We start from the raw sequence: 19,395 nt of genomic DNA, 5'->3' as shown, positions 1-19,395 counted from the left end.
CAACAGTGTTTAAATAAAAGTAAAAAGATAAAGTTTAATAAAATTTCTCAATCTCGTGCTTTGTTTCTTCAAGAGAAAATTTCTGTCTTACAAGTGGCTTTTCCTGAATTGCCGGCACTCTATCCTCAAAGATGTCCCTCTTGTATTTGTAAAAAATCCCATTAGGAATCTTATCTCCCCACTCCAGGGACTTTTCGAATGCTTTAATACGGTCCGAAGGGTCATAGTCGTCTCCTAGCCTGTAAACTCTATCCCGATACCACTTGAAGGTATTTATCTTGTTAAAAGTAACACAGGGTTGAAGAATGTCAAGCAGAGCAAAGCCTCTGTGTGTTATTGCAGCTTTCATAAGCTCTTTAAGATATTCCTGGTCTCCTGCAAAACCTCTGGCTACAAAACTGCAGTTCTGAGAAATTGCCATGGCAAGTGGATTCATCGGCTCCTGGAGTACGCCGTAAGGCTGAATTGTTGTGTATGTTCCCTCGGCTGTAGTGGGAGATGCCTGCCCCTTGGTCAGTCCATATATCTGGTTATTATGCACGAACAGCGAAATATTCGGGTTCCGTCGAATTGCATGGAGAAAATGGTTTCCTCCCTCCCCATAACAATCGCCATCTCCAGCAACTGCAATCACGTGAAGGGAATGGTTGGCAAGTTTTGCAGCCGTAGCTACAGGCAGGGTTCTTCCGTGCAGCCCGTTGAATGTATGACACTTGATATAATGGGGCAGTTTTCCAGCCTGCCCTATCCCCGAAACAACAAGGACCTGCCAGGGCTCAATTCCAAGTTCTACAAGTGCCTGTTTGATAGTCGAAAGAATTTGAAAATTCCCACATCCGGGGCACCAGGCCGGAACCTGACCTTCATAATCTTCAGAGGTAGGCATGCAATTCCTCCTTCAGGTTTTCAATTGTAAAAGGTCTCCCATCGTATTTGCTGATCTGATGGGAGAATTCAAATCCGGTTTCTGCCCTTATAAGTTTTGCAAACTGCCCGGTGGCGTTGTTTTCTATGCAAATTGTAAGGTCTGCGTCTTTAAGAAGTTCAATATAATCGAACCTGTCCCGTTCGGAAAGAGGGTAGATCTGGCTGAAGTGCAGCATTGCAACTTTCTTTTCCTTGGGAATGGTATCAACTACCTCTTTTATCACGCCGTAGGTAGATCCGTGTCCTACAAGCACTATTTTCGGGGAGGGATCTCCATATAAAAAAGGAGCTTCGATTTCATTTTTTATAAATGGCAGTTTATTCAGAAGCCTTTTCTGAACCATTTTGATGCGGGTCTCGGAATCCTCTATAATATGCCCTTCCTCGTCATGCTCATCACTATCCGCCACGACGAGGTGTTTTCCTGCTTCTCCGGGAATCGCAAGCAGAGAAATTCCTGTACTGGAATATTTGTAGCGTTCATACTTCTCAACGCCTTTAAGATCCTCTTCCCTCATCCGGTAATCGTTATAGATCAGTTTTTCTGAATCAAGGCTATCAAAGGTCCATTCGGATTCTGCAAGATACTGGTCAGACTGGATGAACACAGGGATCTGGTACTTTTCAGCAAGTTCGAAAGCTCTATTAGTCAGGTAAAGAGCCTGTTTAGGAGTTCCTGGTTCAAAAATCACTCTTGGAAATTCCCCATGACCTGCGTGAAGAATAAAAAGTAAATCTCCCTGCTCGGTGCGTGTGGGAAGACCCGTAGCCGGTCCAGGGCGCTGCATTTCCGCAATCACAAGAGGAGTTTCGGTCATTCCTGCAAGGGCAAGACCCTCTACCATGAGAGCGAATCCTCCTCCGGACGTTCCGGTCATAGCCCTTACACCTGCAAAAGAAGCTCCTATTGCCATATTAATAGCTGCAATTTCGTCTTCAGCCTGCTCAACAACAAGATTATACTCCTCTGCTCTGGAAGCCAGGTACTCCATAATTCCTGTTGAAGGCGACATAGGATACGCTGAGTAGAACTTGCATCCTGACATAATTGCTCCCATCGAGATTGCCTGTAGTCCGGTTATAAGCATGAGCTTTTTGTTTTCGGGCTCACGGATTCCGAAAGCTTCGCACCTGGGGCAATTGTTAAGAGCATATTTGTATCCTGCCTCTGCACAGGCTATGTTACTCTGGACTACTTCTTCTCCTTTTCTGCTGAAAGTTTCTCTCAGGATCTGTTTAAGTGCCTCCAGCCCCAGATCAAGCAGCCCAAGAGCTGCCCCGGTTGCTACGGTGTTTGCCATAACGCTATGTTTTCCGACATCCAGTGCTATCTTTCGGAAAGGAATGTCTATGAATTCCGGCTCTTCAAACTTCTTTTTCGCAATTTCGGAATCATAGAGAATAAATCCTCCGTCTTTCACACTCTTCCTGTGAGTCTCAATAGTGTTCAGGTCAAGAGCGAGAAGAATGTCAAGCATCTCTCTGGAAGCCGTTACTTTCTGGTCGGAAAACCGGATCTGGTAAAAGTTATGCCCCCCTCGTATCCTGGACATGTAGTCCTGGTGTGAAAACACATGGTATCCTATTCGCGAAAAGACCTTTGCAAGAGCTCCTCCTATTGTCTGTAGCCCCTGTCCGGCTTCTCCTCCTATTCGAAGCGTATATTCCAGAAACTTAACCCCCAATCTGTTTCTTAATTTTGATTTATCTCAGTTTTTCTGGCTTGCTCAGTTTAACGTCACTTTTGCCTTGTAAGTTTTAATTGCGTGAGTCCTGATCTCATGTCTTAGTTGTGCGAATTTAATTATACGAACATTATTGTATGAGCAACAGCAATATAGAAACTTTTATCGGCTAATTTTCCTTACTCTGCTGTCACTTACCCTATTAGCCTTCCCCTCTTTAAATCCCTCGAGAAAATATTATTATTAAACTTTAAATAATCTTGCTTCTTCTCGTTGTTTGGAAAACTGATGAGGAAAAAACATTATAAAGTTGGGTCAAAAATATTATTAAAATATTCACTTAAAATACATAATACTTACAGTACAGCTGCGTGGCTTACCGCCTGAGCAAACTGAAGACTGAAAGTTACAATAAGTACAGAATTTTCCCTAAAAGAATAAAACCTACAAGGGCAATTCCAAGTATCAATATCTCCTCCTGCAGCACAGTATATACTATTAAAAAACAAAGCAGTGAGGTTATCGCACAGACTAGGAGATCTACAGGATTGCTCATGCCGCCTCCATATTAAATTTAAAAGTCTACCCTCTAATAAGGGTTTCCAATTTATGCAATAATTATATAATAATCTGACAATATATCTTTTATTCTGCTTGAATTTAAATAATGTTGAACTCTATGAAAATAAATTCTAATGCCTGAACATAAATACTAAAAGCAGTTTTAACAGAGAAAATGATGTATATTCCCGATAAACAGTTAAGAATCAAAACTTCCGATAAAAGATAATGGAGGTATATTCCCTTAGGCACATCTCTGCATATCAAGAACAGAAACCTCTTGCCTAAGTGAAATCCAGCTTTTTTAACAAATTCTTAAATTGTAATTTACCCATTAGATCTCTAAAAGCCTTTCAAAAAAGAGCTTAATGCAAACTTTTTCAGAAAAAGTTTGATCACAAGCCCTTTCAAAAAAGGGTTGCAGCGCAACGGTTTTGGTACAACGCTCGTGTTAGAACTTTCCACGGCCGAGCTGGGCATGAGAACGGGCCAGATGTCCTGCAGCCTGGGCTCCAATAAGGGAAATTTCTCCTGCAAGCACGGCGGAAGCTACGATTTCTGCAAATTTTCTGGAGTTTATTCCGGGAACATCCCCTGCACCTGAGACACCGAGAATGTTCAGGCAATCTCTCTGGGTTCCAAGACCCGTGCCTCCCCCAACAGTTCCCACAGGCAGGGCAGGCAGAGTAACAGAACAATGAATCTCCTCATATTTTGTAAGTTCCATGCTCGTAATGGCAGTGCTCCCTTCGACAACATGAGCTGCATCCTGTCCGCAGGCCAGGTAAATCGCAGCAATGATATTTGCAGCATGGGCATTGAAGCCAAGTGCTCCTGCTCTTGCTGAGCCAAGCAGGTTTTTGCTGTAGTTTACCTCAAACATGGATTCAGGCGTACATTTGAGGACTTCTTTGACAATCTCTTTTGGAATTATGACCTCGGCTACAACTGTTTTTCCTCTTCCAAGAATTGTGCTTATTGAAGCGGGTTTTTTGTCAGTACACATATTTCCTGAGAGGGTAACCGGATGTGCGCCGAATTCGTCTTCTATCAGGTGCATGATTGCATCAGTAGCTATAGTCACCATGTTCATGCCCATGGCATCTTTTGTATCGTACGAGAATCTGAGGTATACGTATGTGCCTGTTACGAAAGGTTTTACGGAGATCAGTTTTCCAAAACGTGTTGTCTTTTCGGCAACTTCTTTCATCTGCTCAAAAATCTCAGGGCATTTTACCCATTCATAAAATTTCTTGGCTCTCTCAAGGCTATCAAGCTTAAAAACAGGAGCTCTTGTCATTTCATCTTCAAAAATCCTGACGTTTGCCCCTCCTGATTTTGTGATGACCGAGCAGCCACGGTTTACGCTGGCGACAAGAGCTCCTTCGGTTGTAGCAAGCGGGATATAATATTTGGAGTTAGCATATTCACCATTTACTCTCAGAAGCCCGGCAACTCCTAGTGGAATCTGAACTGCCCCTATCATGTTTTCGATATTCTTTTTCGATATAGCCTCTACATCAAGGGAAAAATTCTGTATATGTTCAAACTCGAGTTTTATAAACTCCTGTATTGCAAGCCGTCTAATTTTTACTGATGTTAATGGATCTGCGACCTCCTCAATCTTACGAAGAGCCACATCTCCATCTAGAACCTTTTGTAAGAGAATTTTCTCTTCCTCGCTCAGCTCATAATCCTGCAAAAACATGAAACCACCTGCTTAACCTATTTTCTTTCCTAACTTTAAAATTAATTAACTGAAGAGCTAAAACATTCATATTAATTTAGTACTTTGAAGTCACACATTTTATGTTAAAACCATTTTATCCTGATTATATGCACATTAGTTATTATTCGCAAACGTTGCTAGTTTGATCATAGACGCTGCCTTGTTTAATCACAAACACTCGCTGGTTTGAGCCGTGTTTTTATATTTTTGTTCTAATTATGTGCATATTACATATAATTCATTCCTTAGTGGATTTTTTTCTGTTATGACCAACCTGTTCAACTGAACTATCCCAAACATTAAAGGTTCCGTCGATACAGGTAAAAATTGAAAAAATATTATAAAACTCTCACAAAACTTAAGGTATATCAAAAAATTTTTATTGCCAGTTACAGAGCCCATTGAGCTGCAACCCTTTTACGAAAAGGTTTGACCGAAACCGTTGCGCCGGTTTATCACGCCGACCGCGCCTACCAGCCGTTTTCGCTCAAGCCTTTTTTGAAAAGGCTTGTGATCAAACTTTTTCTGAAAAAGTTTGTGATCAAGCGCTTTTTTAAACACTTTTTTTGAAAAAAATTGTAATTCAGGCTCAGGGAAGCAGTTAGGATTTAGAATGGCTAGAAATGTATTGAGGTGTAGCTTAAAGATCTACAGGCCGGTTATTGGCACGTATCCCTGGCTCAAGAGCCAGTTTGGCAGGGTATAATCAGCTAGGTAGGGTATAGCTAGATTGAAGAAAACCTTACTTAAGAAAGAGCTACAGTAAAACATATCTAATTACTTAAAATCCTTATTTCTTAAATGCCTGGTTTAATTTTTAGAAGTTTCTCAGGCTCAGAAACTGATGATCAGCTGGTTTTCTTCGGCATATGTCAACAAGAGCTCGGCTACATCTTTTGAGCAGATGAACTCGATTCCAGGAATTAACTCTTCTTTCTTAAGCCCGATCATGTCCGAGGCAAGCTGGCAGCATCGGAACTCTACTCCCATGTCAATGCATTCCTGAACAGAAACATCATATTTGGGTGATCCTCTTGTTTTGTCTTTCTTTGCAAGCAACACTCCCATAGGTCCCCATAGAATAACAAGCACGTCAAGCCCCTTACTCCTGTAATACTTCGCAAATTTAAGAGTTTCCTGTGGGCTGGTGCTCTCGTAAACCATGTTTTTGAGCAGCAGTAGTACCTTTTCGACTTTTGTCATAAGAACTCCTGATCTGAATAATACATTTCTGAAACAGATTACCTAGATGTATATAAAGTTTCACATTGAAAAAGGGAGTCCATATTTTTTCACTTTATTTAAATAATTCTGCTTATCTATAAGATATCCCGTGAAGTCTGGATACTTACATCTGGTTAACTGATTCAATCGTAATGTAAAATTAGATAGTTGTTTTTATCATCCCACAGTTATCCTGAACTTTCTGACGCCAAAAATTTTTTAAAGTTGGAGGCTAATTCTAAATGATTCGTTTTTGAAATTTCTACTTTGTAGGAGTCCTCAATCTAAGCTGGGCAATTTATAATTTTTCCTTCGTATTGTAAACTGAAAATCTATTTTTGCCGTCATTGAAATATAAATTCCGGTATAGTGGGAAATTATTTCAGGAAAATAGGTTTTACAGTTCGCAGGATTAAAGTCGGAATTTGAATTTACATATAAATTTACATTAATGTAAATTTATGAAGAGCATAAAACTCCTGGGTCTTTATCTCAGGGGTTAAACAGGTCTTGAATAAATGCACTGTAACAGGTTCGTTTTCATGTAAAGCCGATACAGACGAATGGACAGAACTCAGTAGGGCAGGAGCTGCCCGTTAAAGCCTATCTGATATGCCAAAGGGTCATCTGTGAACTTAGGAAGCTACTAAATATTTAGTTTAGCAGTAGTTTACGAGTCTAACCTTAAGATGTCCTGCTTTCAGATGCTCGTAAAAACTGCAAAAAAATAAGCTTAATTTGAGCAATAAAGGATATTTTTTATGAAAAAAGGTAAGCTTCTGCTTACCTTACAATCACAACAACTGCACCTCTGACTTCAAGCACATCGACCTCCCTGCCGCCAGAGATCACTTCCTTCCTTATCTCCACGGCTTCGGGTTCAAGTTCGACCGGCTCGTCATTTACAGTGACAGTTATTTTTCCGGATGTTTTCTGGGCTTCAACAGCAACAGGGTCTTCTGCCTTGAGAGCTTTCACGACAGCGCCTGCATTTTTTCTGAATCTGGGACCCAGGATACCCATATTGGGCTTTACTTCCACTGGTACATATTCAAAGGAAGGAGCTCCTTCCATCAACTCAACTTCCGAGTTCGTTGCACCTGCGATATCTCCTGTATCTATATCGATGTTATAAATCTCAACCTTTTTCAGAGGGGCATTAAGTGCCATTCCAAGCTCGGACTTGTACCTGCGGACCTCACCTGTTATATCCTTGATAAGCTCTCCTGCGGCTTCGGCTTCTTCGTTTATGGAACTCTCATCGACTGCAGGCCAGGCCTGTGTATGGACACTCTCATTGCTAAACCTGGAATAAAGTTCCTCCGCAAAGAAGGGTATAAATGGTGCCAGCAGAAGCGAAAGAGTCTTAATTGTTTGGTAGAGCACGTACTGCGCTGCTCTCTTGCCTTCAGGCTCACCGCCGTAAAGTCTGCCTTTTACGAGTTCCAGATAGTTATCGGCAAGGACTTCCCAGGCAAAACCTCTTATAGCCTTAAATGTGGAATCAAACTGGTATGCATCAAGCTCTTTTGTCGCAGTGTCCACAAGCCTGTTCAGCCTACTCAGAAGCCACCTGTCAATTATACGGAGGGAATCCGTTGGGAATTTATCGGCATCTTCAGGCCCAAAGCCTTTCAGATGAGACATTGAGAACCTGTAGATACTCCACATCTTCTGAAGGAAGCGAGAAGCTGAGACCACGTCTTTCCATCGGAACATTATATCCGAGCCTGTTGAGCCGCCAACAGCACCCCACTGCCTGAAAGCATCGGCACTGTATTGTGAGATAACTTCTTCCGGGGAAATTACGTTTCCGAGGGACTTGCTCATTTTATGACCATCAGGCCCTAGCACCATGCCGTTGATAACTATAGAGTCCCAGGGTTTTTTCCCTTCAAGGGCAAGGCTCCGCAGGATCGTGTAAAAAGCCCAGGTCCTTATAATATCATGGCCCTGTGGACGGATCTGTGCAGGCAGACGGAGCTCGCGTTCACTTTCCCAGCCCGTGACATGTAATGCTGTAATAGAGGAGTCCATCCAGGTGTCCAGCACATCGGTTTCAGGTTCAAACTCGGTTGAACCGCAGGCGCAGGCTTTCTTCGGGGCTGCTTCATTCGGGTCAGTTGGGAGCCAGCTCTCTTCTGCAACCATTACTTCCCCGCATGATTTGCAGTACCATATTGGGATTGGGGTTGCAAAGATTCTCTGTCTGGATATGCACCAATCCCATTCCATAGTGCCTGTCCAGTTCTGGAGTCTGACTTTCATATACTCGGGATACCAGTTGATCTCATCTGCAGCTCTCAGGATGCCGTCATTGTCAATCTTTACGAACCACTGGGGTTCTGAAAGAATCTCGATAGGGGTGTCGCAGCGCCAGCAGAGCCCAACATTCTGTTCCAGAGGTTTCTGGTCATAAAGGCAACCTGCAGCTTTCAGGTCAGCAATGACAGCTTCCCTGCATTCTTCAATGCTCATACCTTCATACTTGCCTGCTGCTTTTGTCATCCTGCCCTGCTTGTCGATTGCCTTTATAAGGGGCAGCTGGTATTTAACCCACCAGCGAACGTCCTGTTTGTCTCCGAAAGTACAGATCATTACGGCACCTGTACCGAATTCAGGCTCAACATCCTCATCGGCAATTATGGTCACTTTCTGCCCAAAGATAGGTACTGTAATTTCCTGGCCGACGTACTGTTTGTAACGCTCATCTTCGGGATTTACTGCAACTGCAACACAGGCTGCCATAAGCTCCGGTCTCGTGGTTGCAATATCTACCTTGTCAAAATGGACAAAATTAAGTTTCGTTTGCCTTGTCTCGTACTCAACTTCTGCAAAAGCAATGGCAGTTTCACAGCGGGGGCACCAGTTGACAGGATGTTCTTCGTGATATATGTACCCATCATTGTACATCCTGACAAAGGATTTCTGCGTTTTTACAAAGTATGATGGGTCCATGGTAACGAATTCGTTGCTCCAGTCGACGGAAAAGCCCAGGCGCAGCATTGTTTTTCGCATCTTTTCGATGTTTTCTGCGGTCAGTTCCCTGCACATCCTGCGGAACTCGGCACGCGAAACCTCGTTTTTCGTTATACCGTGAATCTCTTCTACCTTGACTTCGGTTGGGAGGCCGTGGCAGTCCCAGCCCTGGGGGAACATCACATTGTACCCGCGCATACGTTTGTATCGGGCGATATAGTCAATATAGCACCAGTTAAGCGCATTTCCGATATGAAAATTGCCTGTAGGATAGGGAGGTGGGGTGTCAATGATATACTGGGGACGGGTATCCTCTCCCCAGTTGAAATGGTACATGGAGAGATTCCATTTCTCCATCCACTTTTCCTCAACCTCTTTTGCGTTATATTCTTTCGGAATTTCTGATTCTGTCATAAAGACACTCCATGAATGGAAAATAGTGTAAGAATTTCTTGGGTTTTAGAGTGCTTGCGATTATTTAAATATATCTGGGTTTGGGTGAAATGAAAAATTTCTTACTGTCCGGTAGCAATTCAATATTTTCTGGAATATATATTTGAGTTACTTGATTGCATTTTCTATGAGAAATCAGTTTACAGGAAAAACATTTATGACCAGTTTGATAGCAATCTCACAGTTGTCAGCATATAGTAACGCTGTTAGAATATAGAAGTTTTCATGAAAATTGTGAGAATTTAGTGTGGAGAATTAAAGGATAGAAATAACTACAAGATAAAATGTGTGAAGAGAATCTAGCCTGAATTCAGCTCAGATTCACTTTGATCCGGTTTAAAGAAGGAATTTTTTTCTTCGTATGGGCTGGTTCTTTCTCCTTTCTACGATGTGTGCCCGTTATGCATATTTCCATGCCTTGCGGATGTGCATTGCATTAACTCCAGGCTCTGAGGCGGATATATATCGTTTTCTGGTGTGTCTTTAAAAAGCAGAAAACCATAAAAAGGAAAAGAATTAAGCAAGCTTTTAAAATTTCACTATTTTCGCGGAAAACTTCTTACTTTTTATACAGTTAGTCCTTCAAACCGAACTGCTCCCAAGCTTCATCAATACGCATGGCTCGCATTCCCAATTTCCTTGCAGGCAATATATCGTTTTCGTAAGAGTCTCCAATCGACATGACACACGTGGGTTCGAGTTCAAGGTTCATCTTCTTAAGCGCAGTCATGAAAAGCCTGAGATCAGGTTTCTTGTATCTCACATCCGATGAGAAGATTACGAAATCGAAATAATCATAAAGCCCGAGAAATCGGAGTTCCAGTTCGGAGAAAACTCTTTGCCCATTAGAGATTATGCATTTGGGGATATTTATACAATGTTCAATCAGTCTGATGCTCTGGGGGAAAGGGCGGAGTTTTTTCATTGAGGCTGCTCTAAAAACCCTTGAAGTCTCTACTCCGAGGCTTTTTTCGTCAATCCTCCAGATCGAGTTCTCCTTGCAGATCTCGGCAAAGATTTCTTCTACCCTGACTTCAGGGTATATTTCCCTCGAGTCCTCCATTTTTTCCCTGACTTTAAACATATAAGTGTCCCGCAATTTTTCTGGCTTTATTTTCACTCCCTGATAGGCAAGCCATCTGGTTACAATCTCATACGTTTCCAACCTGTGCTCATCAGTGTCGATATCTATGAGGGTCTGGTAGCAGTCAAAAATAACTCCTTTTATCTGACAGCTCTCAAATGTCTCCTCTCCCTTCCCGGAAGAATGGCCCAGAGATGTGACTTTACCTTCGCCTTCTTCAGTTTCATAATTTCCCAGTATACTCTTTCCCCCATTTCTCTTTCACTTAAGCTTTATTTAATTGCCTTTTACATGTAATTAATTGCTTTTAAACACTCATATGCTTCTTTAATCAAATAGCTTTTATAGTCGCCCTGGTGGAGCCTTGCCGAGCGGAGAAGTCCTATACTCATGAAAAAAGGCAAAACTCTGGTAACATATTTAAAATGCTTTTCATCTATGCTATACTCCCAGAGAAAATTTCCTATATACGGTTCGGCTTTCCACCCACCTCCTTTACGCAGTTCGAACTCATTTTTAAGTTCTGCAGTAAGAATACCGAGATCTCTTACAGGATGTGCATGGAACCAGGAGCTCTCAAAATCGAGGGCATAAGGCTTGCCTTTGCAAAAAATATAATTGGAAGGGGTAACATCCCTATGAACCATACAGCCATGCTCCCTGTTAAGCAGGGAACTGTACCACCATTGTCCGAGCAGTTTGTTAAAGCTCTCTCTGGTATCATGATCCAGTTTCAGGTGATCCAGTACTTCATGATAATTCCTGAATTCGTTTTCCTTATTGTAGGAAGCCTTTGTGTTCTCATGGAGCTGCCTGAGCATGTGTGCAACTGCAGCAAGCTTCTCATAAAGTTTTTCTTCATGGTTGAAATACCAGGCAAGAGATTTTCCAGGTATGTGTTCGGTTACAAGAACGCAATTGAACTTCTTATTGACTGCAAGAGGCTTTGCAACGTTTATTACCGATGCAGCTTTTTTAAGATTCCGGTATTCGTTCATCATGCCTTTATGAGGGTTATAATCTTTCAATCGGCCGGTAGGTTCGGCAAAAAATTTTGCCATTACACTGAAGTTTTCTCCCATGAACTGATACCTGCAGACGGTATGGGAAGAGTTATACTTAAAAACGTTAACAGAACATTTTTTATTCCTGAGTCTGTGCCCGACTACCTCTTCAACAAGCCAGTCCCTGAAAGGATCCCCTGGGCTTAAAACATCAACATGGCGAGAAGCCACTTTAAACTACCCCCATTTTCCAGAAGTATTCCCACAGTTGTATTTTTTTCCCCGCAGTATGTTCTCATCCCAAAGTTAATTTTTGTGATAAAACGGCTGCCAATTTTTTGTTTTGGTCTCATTACTGACAACATACTATAAGTTTGGATATATTATATTTTTATTGGTGTTTGATTGATGAGGTTTATTTATCTCTCAAGTTCAGGTCCACCGACATCAGCCGTGTTATTATATCCCCTTTTCTCCCAGTATCCCCTGTAAGGTGAGTCACTCAGCTCAATTCTTACTATCCATTTTGCCCATTTATATCCATATTTATCTTCAGCTACGAGCTGAAGAGGAAAACCCCTGTCTGGGGGCAGGGTTACATCGTTGAGCCTGTATGCAAGAATTATATCATTTTCTAGCAGGTAATCCCTATCAAGTGAAGTAGAATAGCCATCCGCGCTGTAAAAAATCGCGGTAGTTGCGTTCTCCATAGCCCCTGCCTCTTCAAAAAGGTCAGCTATCCTTACTCCTGTCCACTTTGCAGTAAAGCTCCAGCCTTCCACACAGTTCAGCTCCACAACTTTCGAAACTTGAGGCATTGTGGTTATTTCTTCATAAGTAAGATTTAGAGGCTTTTCCACTAGCCCATTGACCTGCAGTCTGTAGCTCTCCCTGTCAATATACTGAGTCCCTTTAATGGCATTATTTCGCTGCTGTGCTATTGGAGTCAGTGATTTTCCTTCGTATGAAAGGTTTTCAGTTTCATTATCATAGGTTTCCGGTTCTTCTCTTTCCGAGATACAACCAGAGGTAATTAAGAAAATTATTGAAACGGTCATGGATAAAGGAATTAAATTCATGTATTTATTCTGCCCCCCCTGAGCCCTTTTCTCATTATAAGTCATTTTACTGTCTTATTATATGCTATTTTATTGTCTTTTTATATGCTATTTTATTGTCTTTTTATATGCTATTTTATTGTCTTTTTATATGCTATTTTGTTATCTTCTTGTATGTTATTTTATTATATTCTTATTATTCTCACTCAAAAATATGCAAACAGCCTGAATAAGTGTTTTAAGAAGATAATGCAGGAGTCTTGCTCAGAATAAGAAAAACAGGTAAAGTAAAAATTAACAAAGGAGTGAATAAAGGGCAAACAAAGAGACAAATTGTAAATAAAAATTAAAAGTATTGTAAAGCCTGATAAATTTCAGGCCTCATCATATCCTATCTCTTCTTTTGTCAGGTAACACGCAGGATCGTCTGCCCAGACATTGCCGTATACGGCTTCAGCCCGCACCCTGAAATTCCCATTGCAAACCTCTAACCACTTGCACCGGGCACAGCGGTCGGCGTGAGCTTTTATCAGGGGCTTCCTGTCCTTGAGCCCTGCCATGAGTTCATCACTCAGATCATTCCAGATTTCACTGAATGGGCGTTCCCGCACGTTCCCAAAGGAGTAATGTCTCCAGAACTGGTCAGCATGCACCGAGCCATCCCAGGAGACGCATCCTATACCTATTCCTGAGGAATTGCCCTGGTTCATTGAGAGAAGTTCAAATACCTCCGCAGCCCTTTCCGGGTTTTCTTTGAGGAGTTTCATATAAAGGTAGGGACCGTCACAATGATTGTCCACGGTAAGGACTTCGGCAGGAAAACCTTTTTCGTGCAGGCTTCTTGTCCTCTCGAGTATGAGGTCTACAGCCTGCCTGGACTCTTCAAGGGAGAGATCTTCACTTACCATTTCCGAACCCCGGCCTGCATAAACCAGATGGTAAAAACATATTCTTGGAATCTTTTCTTTTTCAAGCAGGTCAAAGATTGCGGGAATATCTGCGACATTTTGTTTGTTAATTGTAAAACGCAAGCCCACTTTTATGCCTTCTTCCTGGCAATTATGAAGTCCCCTAAGAGCTGCGTCGAATGCTCCTTTCATCCCCCTGAATTTATCATTCGTTTCTCTTATGCCATCCAGGGAAACTCCCACGTAAGATAGCCCGACATCCTTTAGTTTTTTTGCCATATCCCGATTTATCAGTGTCCCGTTTGTAGAAATCACTGCCCTCATCCCTTTTTCACGAGCATAGGCTGCAAGTTCGGGCAGATCCTTTCTCAGGGTAGGTTCACCCCCTGAAAAGAGGATTACCGGACTTCCAAATTGTGCAAGGTCATCGATAAGAGCTTTGCCTTCCTCGGTCGAAAGCTCGTTTTGAAACTCGATATCCTTCGCCTGGGCATAGCAATGTATACATTTCAGGTTACAGCGGCGGGTCATATTCCAGACTACAACTGGCTTTTTATCTTTTGAGAACTGCAACAGGTGTGAGGGAAGATTCTTTGATTTCCTTCCATAACGGAGGGCATCAGAAGGTTCCACAGTCCCGCAGTAAAGTTTTGATATGCCTATCATGTCAATCCTTCAAATTCTTGAAGCTGGTTCTTTATAGCCTTTAACAGGGCTTCAAAGGTGAATTCGTCAGGGATTACCTTTGTATTAATCCCATATTTCTTCAGAGTTTTTCCCGTAGGCGTGCCAATCGCTCCCACCACGGCCCTATTGAGAGTTTCTTTAATAGTTTCCTCTGATCCCAGCCCTTTAGCGTGCTTCATAAAGCCTTTAACCATCATGGAGCTTGTAAAAGCAAAAGCATCCACTTTCCCTGCAAGTGTGCGCTCAATCAACTCTTTTTGAGCCTCTCCTTCAGGGATACTGAGAGTGTACACGTGGGTCTCATAAACCGTAGCTCCACACTTTTCGAGCCCTTCTATTAAGACTTTAGCCCCAAAAGCACTCCTGGCAAGATCTACTATTTTCCCTCTTATCTCAGGGCAGAGAGCTTCTACAATCCCTTCTGAGCTATAATCGGCTGGCAGGAAAGAATTGTCAATTCCTATTTTTACAAGTTCTTTTTCTGTATTAGGTCCGATTGCGATTATTCTGGATTTTTTAAGTGCATTGATAAATTCTTCTTTTTCAGTTTCGGAGAGCTTATCCAGGGTAAAGGTTACCCCGTTTGCACTGGTAAAAACCACGTAGTCGGACTCGCCGGCAAGGACTCTCCGTACAAAAGGCTCAAATCCCTCATCTTTTATGCCTTCAAGCTTTATCATAGGGGCATATATCGGATTAAAGCCATAATCCCTGGCAAGAGCCTCGGATCTTTCCCTGTAGTTTTCCGGCCTCATGATTGCAAGGACCGGCATTTTCGTCTTCTCCTGTTCTCCTGTCATATCGTGATCCCTTCGTACTCTTATAACTCCGTCCCTGTACGCTGTTCTCCAAGGATTGCATGAAGCCTTACCACATCTCCTACAACCGTGATAGCAGGAGCCTTTACTTTACGTTCCTTCGCAAGTTCTGCGATATTTGCAAGAGTTCCTACAGTAACTCTCTGGTCAGGTCTGGTTCCTTTCTCTATGACCGCAACGGGTGTATTAGGGTTCTTTCCGTGCTTCATTAGCTCATCAACGTTACGCTCGAGCATTTTTACGCCCATAAGGATTACAATTGTTCCTCCGAATTTTGCAAGGGTCTCCCAGTCAAGCCAGCTCTCGGGCTTTGTTGGATCCTCGTGTCCGGTTATGAAGGTGACCATTGACGTGCTTTCTCTATGTGTTACCGGAATACCAGCATAAGCAGGCACTGCAATTGCAGAAGTTATCCCTGGCACGACCTCAAACTCAATGCCTTCAGCTACAAGTACTTCGGCTTCTTCTCCCCCTCTCCCGAAGACATAAGGATCACCTCCTTTAAGCCTGACTACCATTTTTCCTTCTTTTGCCTTTTGCACAAGCACTTCATTAATCTCAGCCTGGGTCATGGTGTGGTTGCCGGCATGTTTTCCGACATCGATCTTTTCCGCACCTGCCGGCATTGAATCCAGAATAGCTTTTCCGGGAAGCTGGTCATAAATAATTACTTCAGCACTATCTATCAGACGGCGGGCTTTCAGGGTAAGAAGCTCGGGGTCTCCTGGGCCCGAACCTACGAGGTAAACTTTTCCGTAATTTCCTGACATATGGCGACGGTTCCTTTATCATTTTTGAATAGAAATGCGTAATCTGGAGAAGGTTAACGAGTTTTTAGAATATATAATATCCTGAAAATTGAGGCAGTAATTTCCTGAAAAGTCAGGAGAATTAATTTATTTTGTTTTCATCTTAAACGTGGGAATATTTAGTTTTCCTTAACTTGAGAGCTCCAATCATCCTTATTTTCGCGAAAAAAATGCTAGAATCCGGAAAGTGAGGATTCAGAATCACTTTTTAGAAGCTAAATTTCCAAAACTATATTGATCCTTGAATTTAATTCTACATTAAACATTCATTCACTTCTATATTAACAGTGATTCATTTCTATTAGCAGTGATTTAGTTTGTACTGAAAGAAAATTTGATTGTATATTCAATATCTGTTTAATTATATTACATATTTATTTATTCTACATTAAATGGTTGTTATTTTTTACTTTAGGTACGCCCTTCAAATTGGGTTCCAGGTGATAATAATACAATTTACTTTTAATAATTTTCCAGACCAGTGCGAAGTGTGAGTAACCTTGCAGAGTAAATTAGATTTTCTGCCGCTTCATAAGCTTGGAGCCAGGGAGGATAAACAGAATTCTGGAGTTATTAACTTCGGACTCCTGTTGCCAGGAATATCAACAGATAAAGGTAATAAGTTATGGGTGAGGGTGATTCATGAGAAAGACCAGTTCCTTCAGGATATATTACCTTTGAATTTTGAAATGGAACACTCCGAAAATTCAGAGTATGGAGATTACTGGTCTATAACAATAAATGTCGTACCTCAAGATAAGCCAAGACCGTACTCTGCGTGGGGAACTCCAGGCAAATATGTCTATCGATACTGTCTTGAGAATCCGGATAAACAGAATCCTGTTGACTGGATTATAGATCCTTTTGCCAGAGAGTTTGGAGTCGGCAAGTTGTCTGCGTTCACGCTCGGATACGAACATTACGAATGGACCGAGCATGAACTGGTATGTAAGATCCCTTCAATAAATGATATTATTCTGTATGAACTGATGATCAATGAATTTGCAAATGACATACAGGGAGTAACTGAACAACTGAATTATCTGGCAGATCTTGGGGTAAATTGCATAGAGTTTATGCCTCTTTCCAATGTTGAGAAAAGGGTAGACTGGGGATTTATGCCAATCGGGTACTTTGGTGTGGATGAGCGTTTTGGAAAAAGGAATGATATGCAAAAGTTAATCGATACGGCTCACCAGAAAGAGATAGCAGTTATAGTTGACTCTGTATATGCTCACACAAGTCAGCTTTTCCCTTATTTCTATGTTTATAACGAACTCGGATGGAGCATAGATAAAATCCTTTTATGGGTCCTTTTGCTGAAGACGCATTTGGAACGAGTATGGATTTCAACCATAAATTTACCAGGGACTTCTTTTTGACAGTAAACTATCACTGGCTCGATTCTTACCACATAGATGGTTTCAGGTATGATTACGTGCCAGGTTACTGGCTTGAGAATTCGGAAAACGGTTATACGAAACTGGTACGGGAGACTTACCTAATGGTCAAAGAAAAAAGAGGCTCTTCCGACCACTGGCAGCGATTTTTTAATAATGGCTCCATAAACCTTATTCAGTGCGCCGAACAACTGCAAAAACCGGTAGAAATTCTGAAAAAGACTTTCAGTAACTGTACCTGGCAAAACGGAACTTTGCATGCAGCCAGGGAAGCAGCCAGAAATCCCGATCAATTGACCAGTCTGGGCTTTCTTTTTGGGCTCTCAGGTTATCCGGCTGAAGTTCAGAATAACGGCGATAGTATTATAAAAACTGCCCACCAGTATCTGGAAAATCATGATCATTCCCGTTTTATCTGTAACTTCGGAACAATTGACAGTGATAATGAACTTTTGAAAGAAGGCGACCGTGCGCTCTGGTATAAGGTTCAGCCCTATTTAATAGGTTTATTTACAGCAAGAGGAATTCCCATGTTATGGCAGGGACAGGAGTTCGGAGAAAACTACTTCCTTCATCATGAAGGCTGGGGAAGAGTGCTTTTATACAGACCTGTACGCTGGGAATACTTCTATACTCATGAAGGCAGGTCTCTGGTTCAACTCGTCAGAAAACTAATCAAGCTTCGTAGAAATAACCCTCAGTTTTCCAGGGGAGAACATTATTTCTACAATGATTTAACCCGTTATCAATGCCGGAATATTATGCTGTTTTCCAGGAGTTTTGAGGGAGTTTTTAGCCTTATAGCTCTAAACTTTGGAGATCAGGGTCAGGCAGTGTCTTTTAAATTCCCGTTTAGTGGCAATTACGTGGAAGAACTTCACGGACTGGAAAATTTAATGGGGGTCACTGCTGACAAAGAAATCCGGCTTAAAATTCCAGGTAATTACGGGAGAATCTGGACTGTGAAAGTTGAATAAGTGTTCTAGGAACGTCGAGATTCCGGTAAGTGCTTTAGAAAATGCTAAAAATTAGCAAATCCTCTAAAGTAGGATTTCAACTTAAAAAGTTGACTTTATTTGGGATTTTTCTGATACTTTTAAGTGGTAATCCATAAATACTCCTTGAGTGTTTAGTGGATTCGATATGCTTCGCATAATTTTTCTTGGTACTGGAGGTTCTCTGCCTACACGCAACAGAAATCCGTCTGCAATAATGATCAATCGGGAAGGAGAGCTTATCCTGTTTGACTGTGGAGAAGGCACTCAGCAGCAAATGATGCGGGCAAAGACAGGAATGATGAACCTATCCTCGATTTTTGTCAGCCACTTTCATGCAGATCATTTCCTGGGTATTCCTGGGCTGATTCAGACCATGTCTTTCATGGGAAGGAAAGAGCCCCTTCTGATCTATGGCCCTGAAGGAACCAGGGAATTTACCGAGCTTTTTAAAGCTCTTGGATATTTCAATCTTAAATATGAAGTCCAGGGTATCCCTTTGGAACCCGGAGATACTGTGGAAAAGGAGGGATACGTGATCCGTGCCTTAAAAACCGAGCACAGTATCTCAAGCCTCGGGTATGCCCTTATAGAAAACCCCCGCCCCGGGCGTTTCAACAGAGAAAAGGCAATCGAACTGGGAATTCCTCCTGGTCCTCTTTTCGCAAAGTTGCAAAAAGGAAAATCGGTAGAAGTCGATGGAAAGCTCGTAAAACCCGAAGATGTAATGGGAGCCCCAAGGCCCGGAAGGACTATTGTATACAGCGGAGATACCAGACCCTGTGAGTCCGTTCTTGAAGCCAGCAGGGATGCAGATGTGCTGATCCACGACAGCAGTTTCGCGGACGAGATGGCAGATTGGGCTGAAGAATCCAAACATTCGACAGCAGGGGAAGTTGCAGCTCTCGCAAAGGAAGCCGGGGTCAGAAAGCTCATCCTTACCCATATAAGTTCCCGGTATACTGATGATTCTGAGCCTCTCCTTAGCGATTCGAAAAAAGTGTTTGAAAAAGTGATTATAGCCGAAGACCTGATGGAAATCGAGGTTCCCTACCGGTCTGAATAAAAAATTTG

14 protein-coding genes are annotated in these 19,395 nt (G+C 42.1%); 3 read left to right on the top strand and 11 right to left on the bottom strand.

What is annotated here, in order from left to right; all coding sequences use genetic code 11:
• Positions 1-34: 34 nt before the first annotated feature.
• The 11 genes from AOB57_RS02710 to cobA all read right to left on the bottom strand — a co-directional run bounded on the left by AOB57_RS02710 (position 35) and on the right by cobA (position 15,887).
• Entirely contained in the window at positions 35-886 is an 852-nt protein-coding gene (locus AOB57_RS02710) for a 2-oxoacid:ferredoxin oxidoreductase subunit beta (RefSeq protein ID WP_054298530.1), read from the bottom strand.
• Positions 873-2,612 carry a 2-oxoacid:acceptor oxidoreductase subunit alpha gene (locus AOB57_RS02705; protein ID WP_054298529.1) on the bottom strand — a complete coding sequence of 580 codons (1,740 nt, stop codon included), beginning with the start codon at positions 2,610-2,612 and terminating at the stop codon, positions 873-875. Before AOB57_RS02705 ends, AOB57_RS02710 begins: the two co-directional genes overlap by 14 nt.
• Before the next feature lie 1,012 nt (positions 2,613-3,624).
• On the bottom strand, positions 3,625-4,881 hold the full coding sequence (gene hmgA / locus AOB57_RS02700) for a hydroxymethylglutaryl-CoA reductase (NADPH) (protein ID WP_054298528.1): 1,257 nt from the start codon (positions 4,879-4,881) through the stop codon (positions 3,625-3,627).
• Between the two features lie 855 nt (positions 4,882-5,736).
• Positions 5,737-6,105 carry a DsrE family protein gene (locus AOB57_RS02695; protein WP_054298527.1) on the bottom strand — a complete coding sequence of 123 codons (369 nt, stop codon included), beginning with the start codon at positions 6,103-6,105 and terminating at the stop codon, positions 5,737-5,739.
• Positions 6,106-6,909: 804 nt separating this feature from the next.
• A complete protein-coding gene (locus AOB57_RS02690; protein ID WP_054298526.1) occupies positions 6,910-9,519 on the bottom strand; it encodes a valine--tRNA ligase in 2,610 nt (869 codons plus the stop codon).
• Between the two features lie 613 nt (positions 9,520-10,132).
• Positions 10,133-10,834: an HAD family hydrolase gene (locus AOB57_RS02685; protein WP_054298525.1), complete on the bottom strand. Its 702-nt coding sequence runs from the start codon at positions 10,832-10,834 to the stop codon at positions 10,133-10,135.
• A gap of 95 nt (positions 10,835-10,929) precedes the next feature.
• Positions 10,930-11,877 (bottom strand): phosphotransferase, encoded by a 948-nt coding sequence (locus AOB57_RS02680; RefSeq protein WP_054298524.1) that lies wholly within the window; start codon positions 11,875-11,877, stop codon positions 10,930-10,932.
• Between the two features lie 188 nt (positions 11,878-12,065).
• A complete protein-coding gene (locus tag AOB57_RS02675) occupies positions 12,066-12,725 on the bottom strand; it encodes a molybdopterin-dependent oxidoreductase (protein ID WP_054298523.1) in 660 nt (219 codons plus the stop codon).
• A 353-nt stretch (positions 12,726-13,078) separates the two neighbouring features.
• Positions 13,079-14,278, bottom strand: a complete 1,200-nt coding sequence (ahbC, locus tag AOB57_RS02670) for a 12,18-didecarboxysiroheme deacetylase (protein WP_054298522.1) — start codon at positions 14,276-14,278, stop codon at positions 13,079-13,081.
• A complete protein-coding gene (locus AOB57_RS02665) occupies positions 14,275-15,099 on the bottom strand; it encodes a uroporphyrinogen-III synthase (RefSeq protein ID WP_054298521.1) in 825 nt (274 codons plus the stop codon). The genes ahbC and AOB57_RS02665 overlap by 4 nt, the downstream gene beginning before the upstream one ends.
• Before the next feature lie 20 nt (positions 15,100-15,119).
• Positions 15,120-15,887 (bottom strand): uroporphyrinogen-III C-methyltransferase, encoded by a 768-nt coding sequence (gene cobA, locus AOB57_RS02660; RefSeq protein ID WP_054298520.1) that lies wholly within the window; start codon positions 15,885-15,887, stop codon positions 15,120-15,122.
• Positions 15,888-16,426: 539 nt separating this feature from the next.
• On the opposite strand from cobA, the gene AOB57_RS14420 reads away from it, so the two are divergent.
• The 3 genes from AOB57_RS14420 to rnz all read left to right on the top strand — a co-directional run bounded on the left by AOB57_RS14420 (position 16,427) and on the right by rnz (position 19,387).
• Positions 16,427-17,308 carry an alpha-amylase family glycosyl hydrolase gene (locus AOB57_RS14420; protein WP_226999609.1) on the top strand — a complete coding sequence of 294 codons (882 nt, stop codon included), beginning with the start codon at positions 16,427-16,429 and terminating at the stop codon, positions 17,306-17,308.
• Positions 17,305-18,303, top strand: a complete 999-nt coding sequence (locus AOB57_RS14415) for an alpha-amylase family glycosyl hydrolase (protein ID WP_226999608.1) — start codon at positions 17,305-17,307, stop codon at positions 18,301-18,303. Before AOB57_RS14420 ends, AOB57_RS14415 begins: the two co-directional genes overlap by 4 nt.
• Positions 18,304-18,469: 166 nt before the next feature.
• Positions 18,470-19,387 carry a ribonuclease Z gene (gene rnz, locus AOB57_RS02650; protein WP_054298519.1) on the top strand — a complete coding sequence of 306 codons (918 nt, stop codon included), beginning with the start codon at positions 18,470-18,472 and terminating at the stop codon, positions 19,385-19,387.
• Positions 19,388-19,395 lie beyond the last annotated feature (8 nt).

It is taken from the genome of Methanosarcina flavescens (genome assembly GCF_001304615.2).
Taxonomy (GTDB): Archaea; Halobacteriota; Methanosarcinia; order Methanosarcinales; family Methanosarcinaceae; genus Methanosarcina; species Methanosarcina flavescens.
Note: the sequence above shows the minus strand (reverse complement) of the source record. Positions and strands in the feature narration are given on the sequence as shown.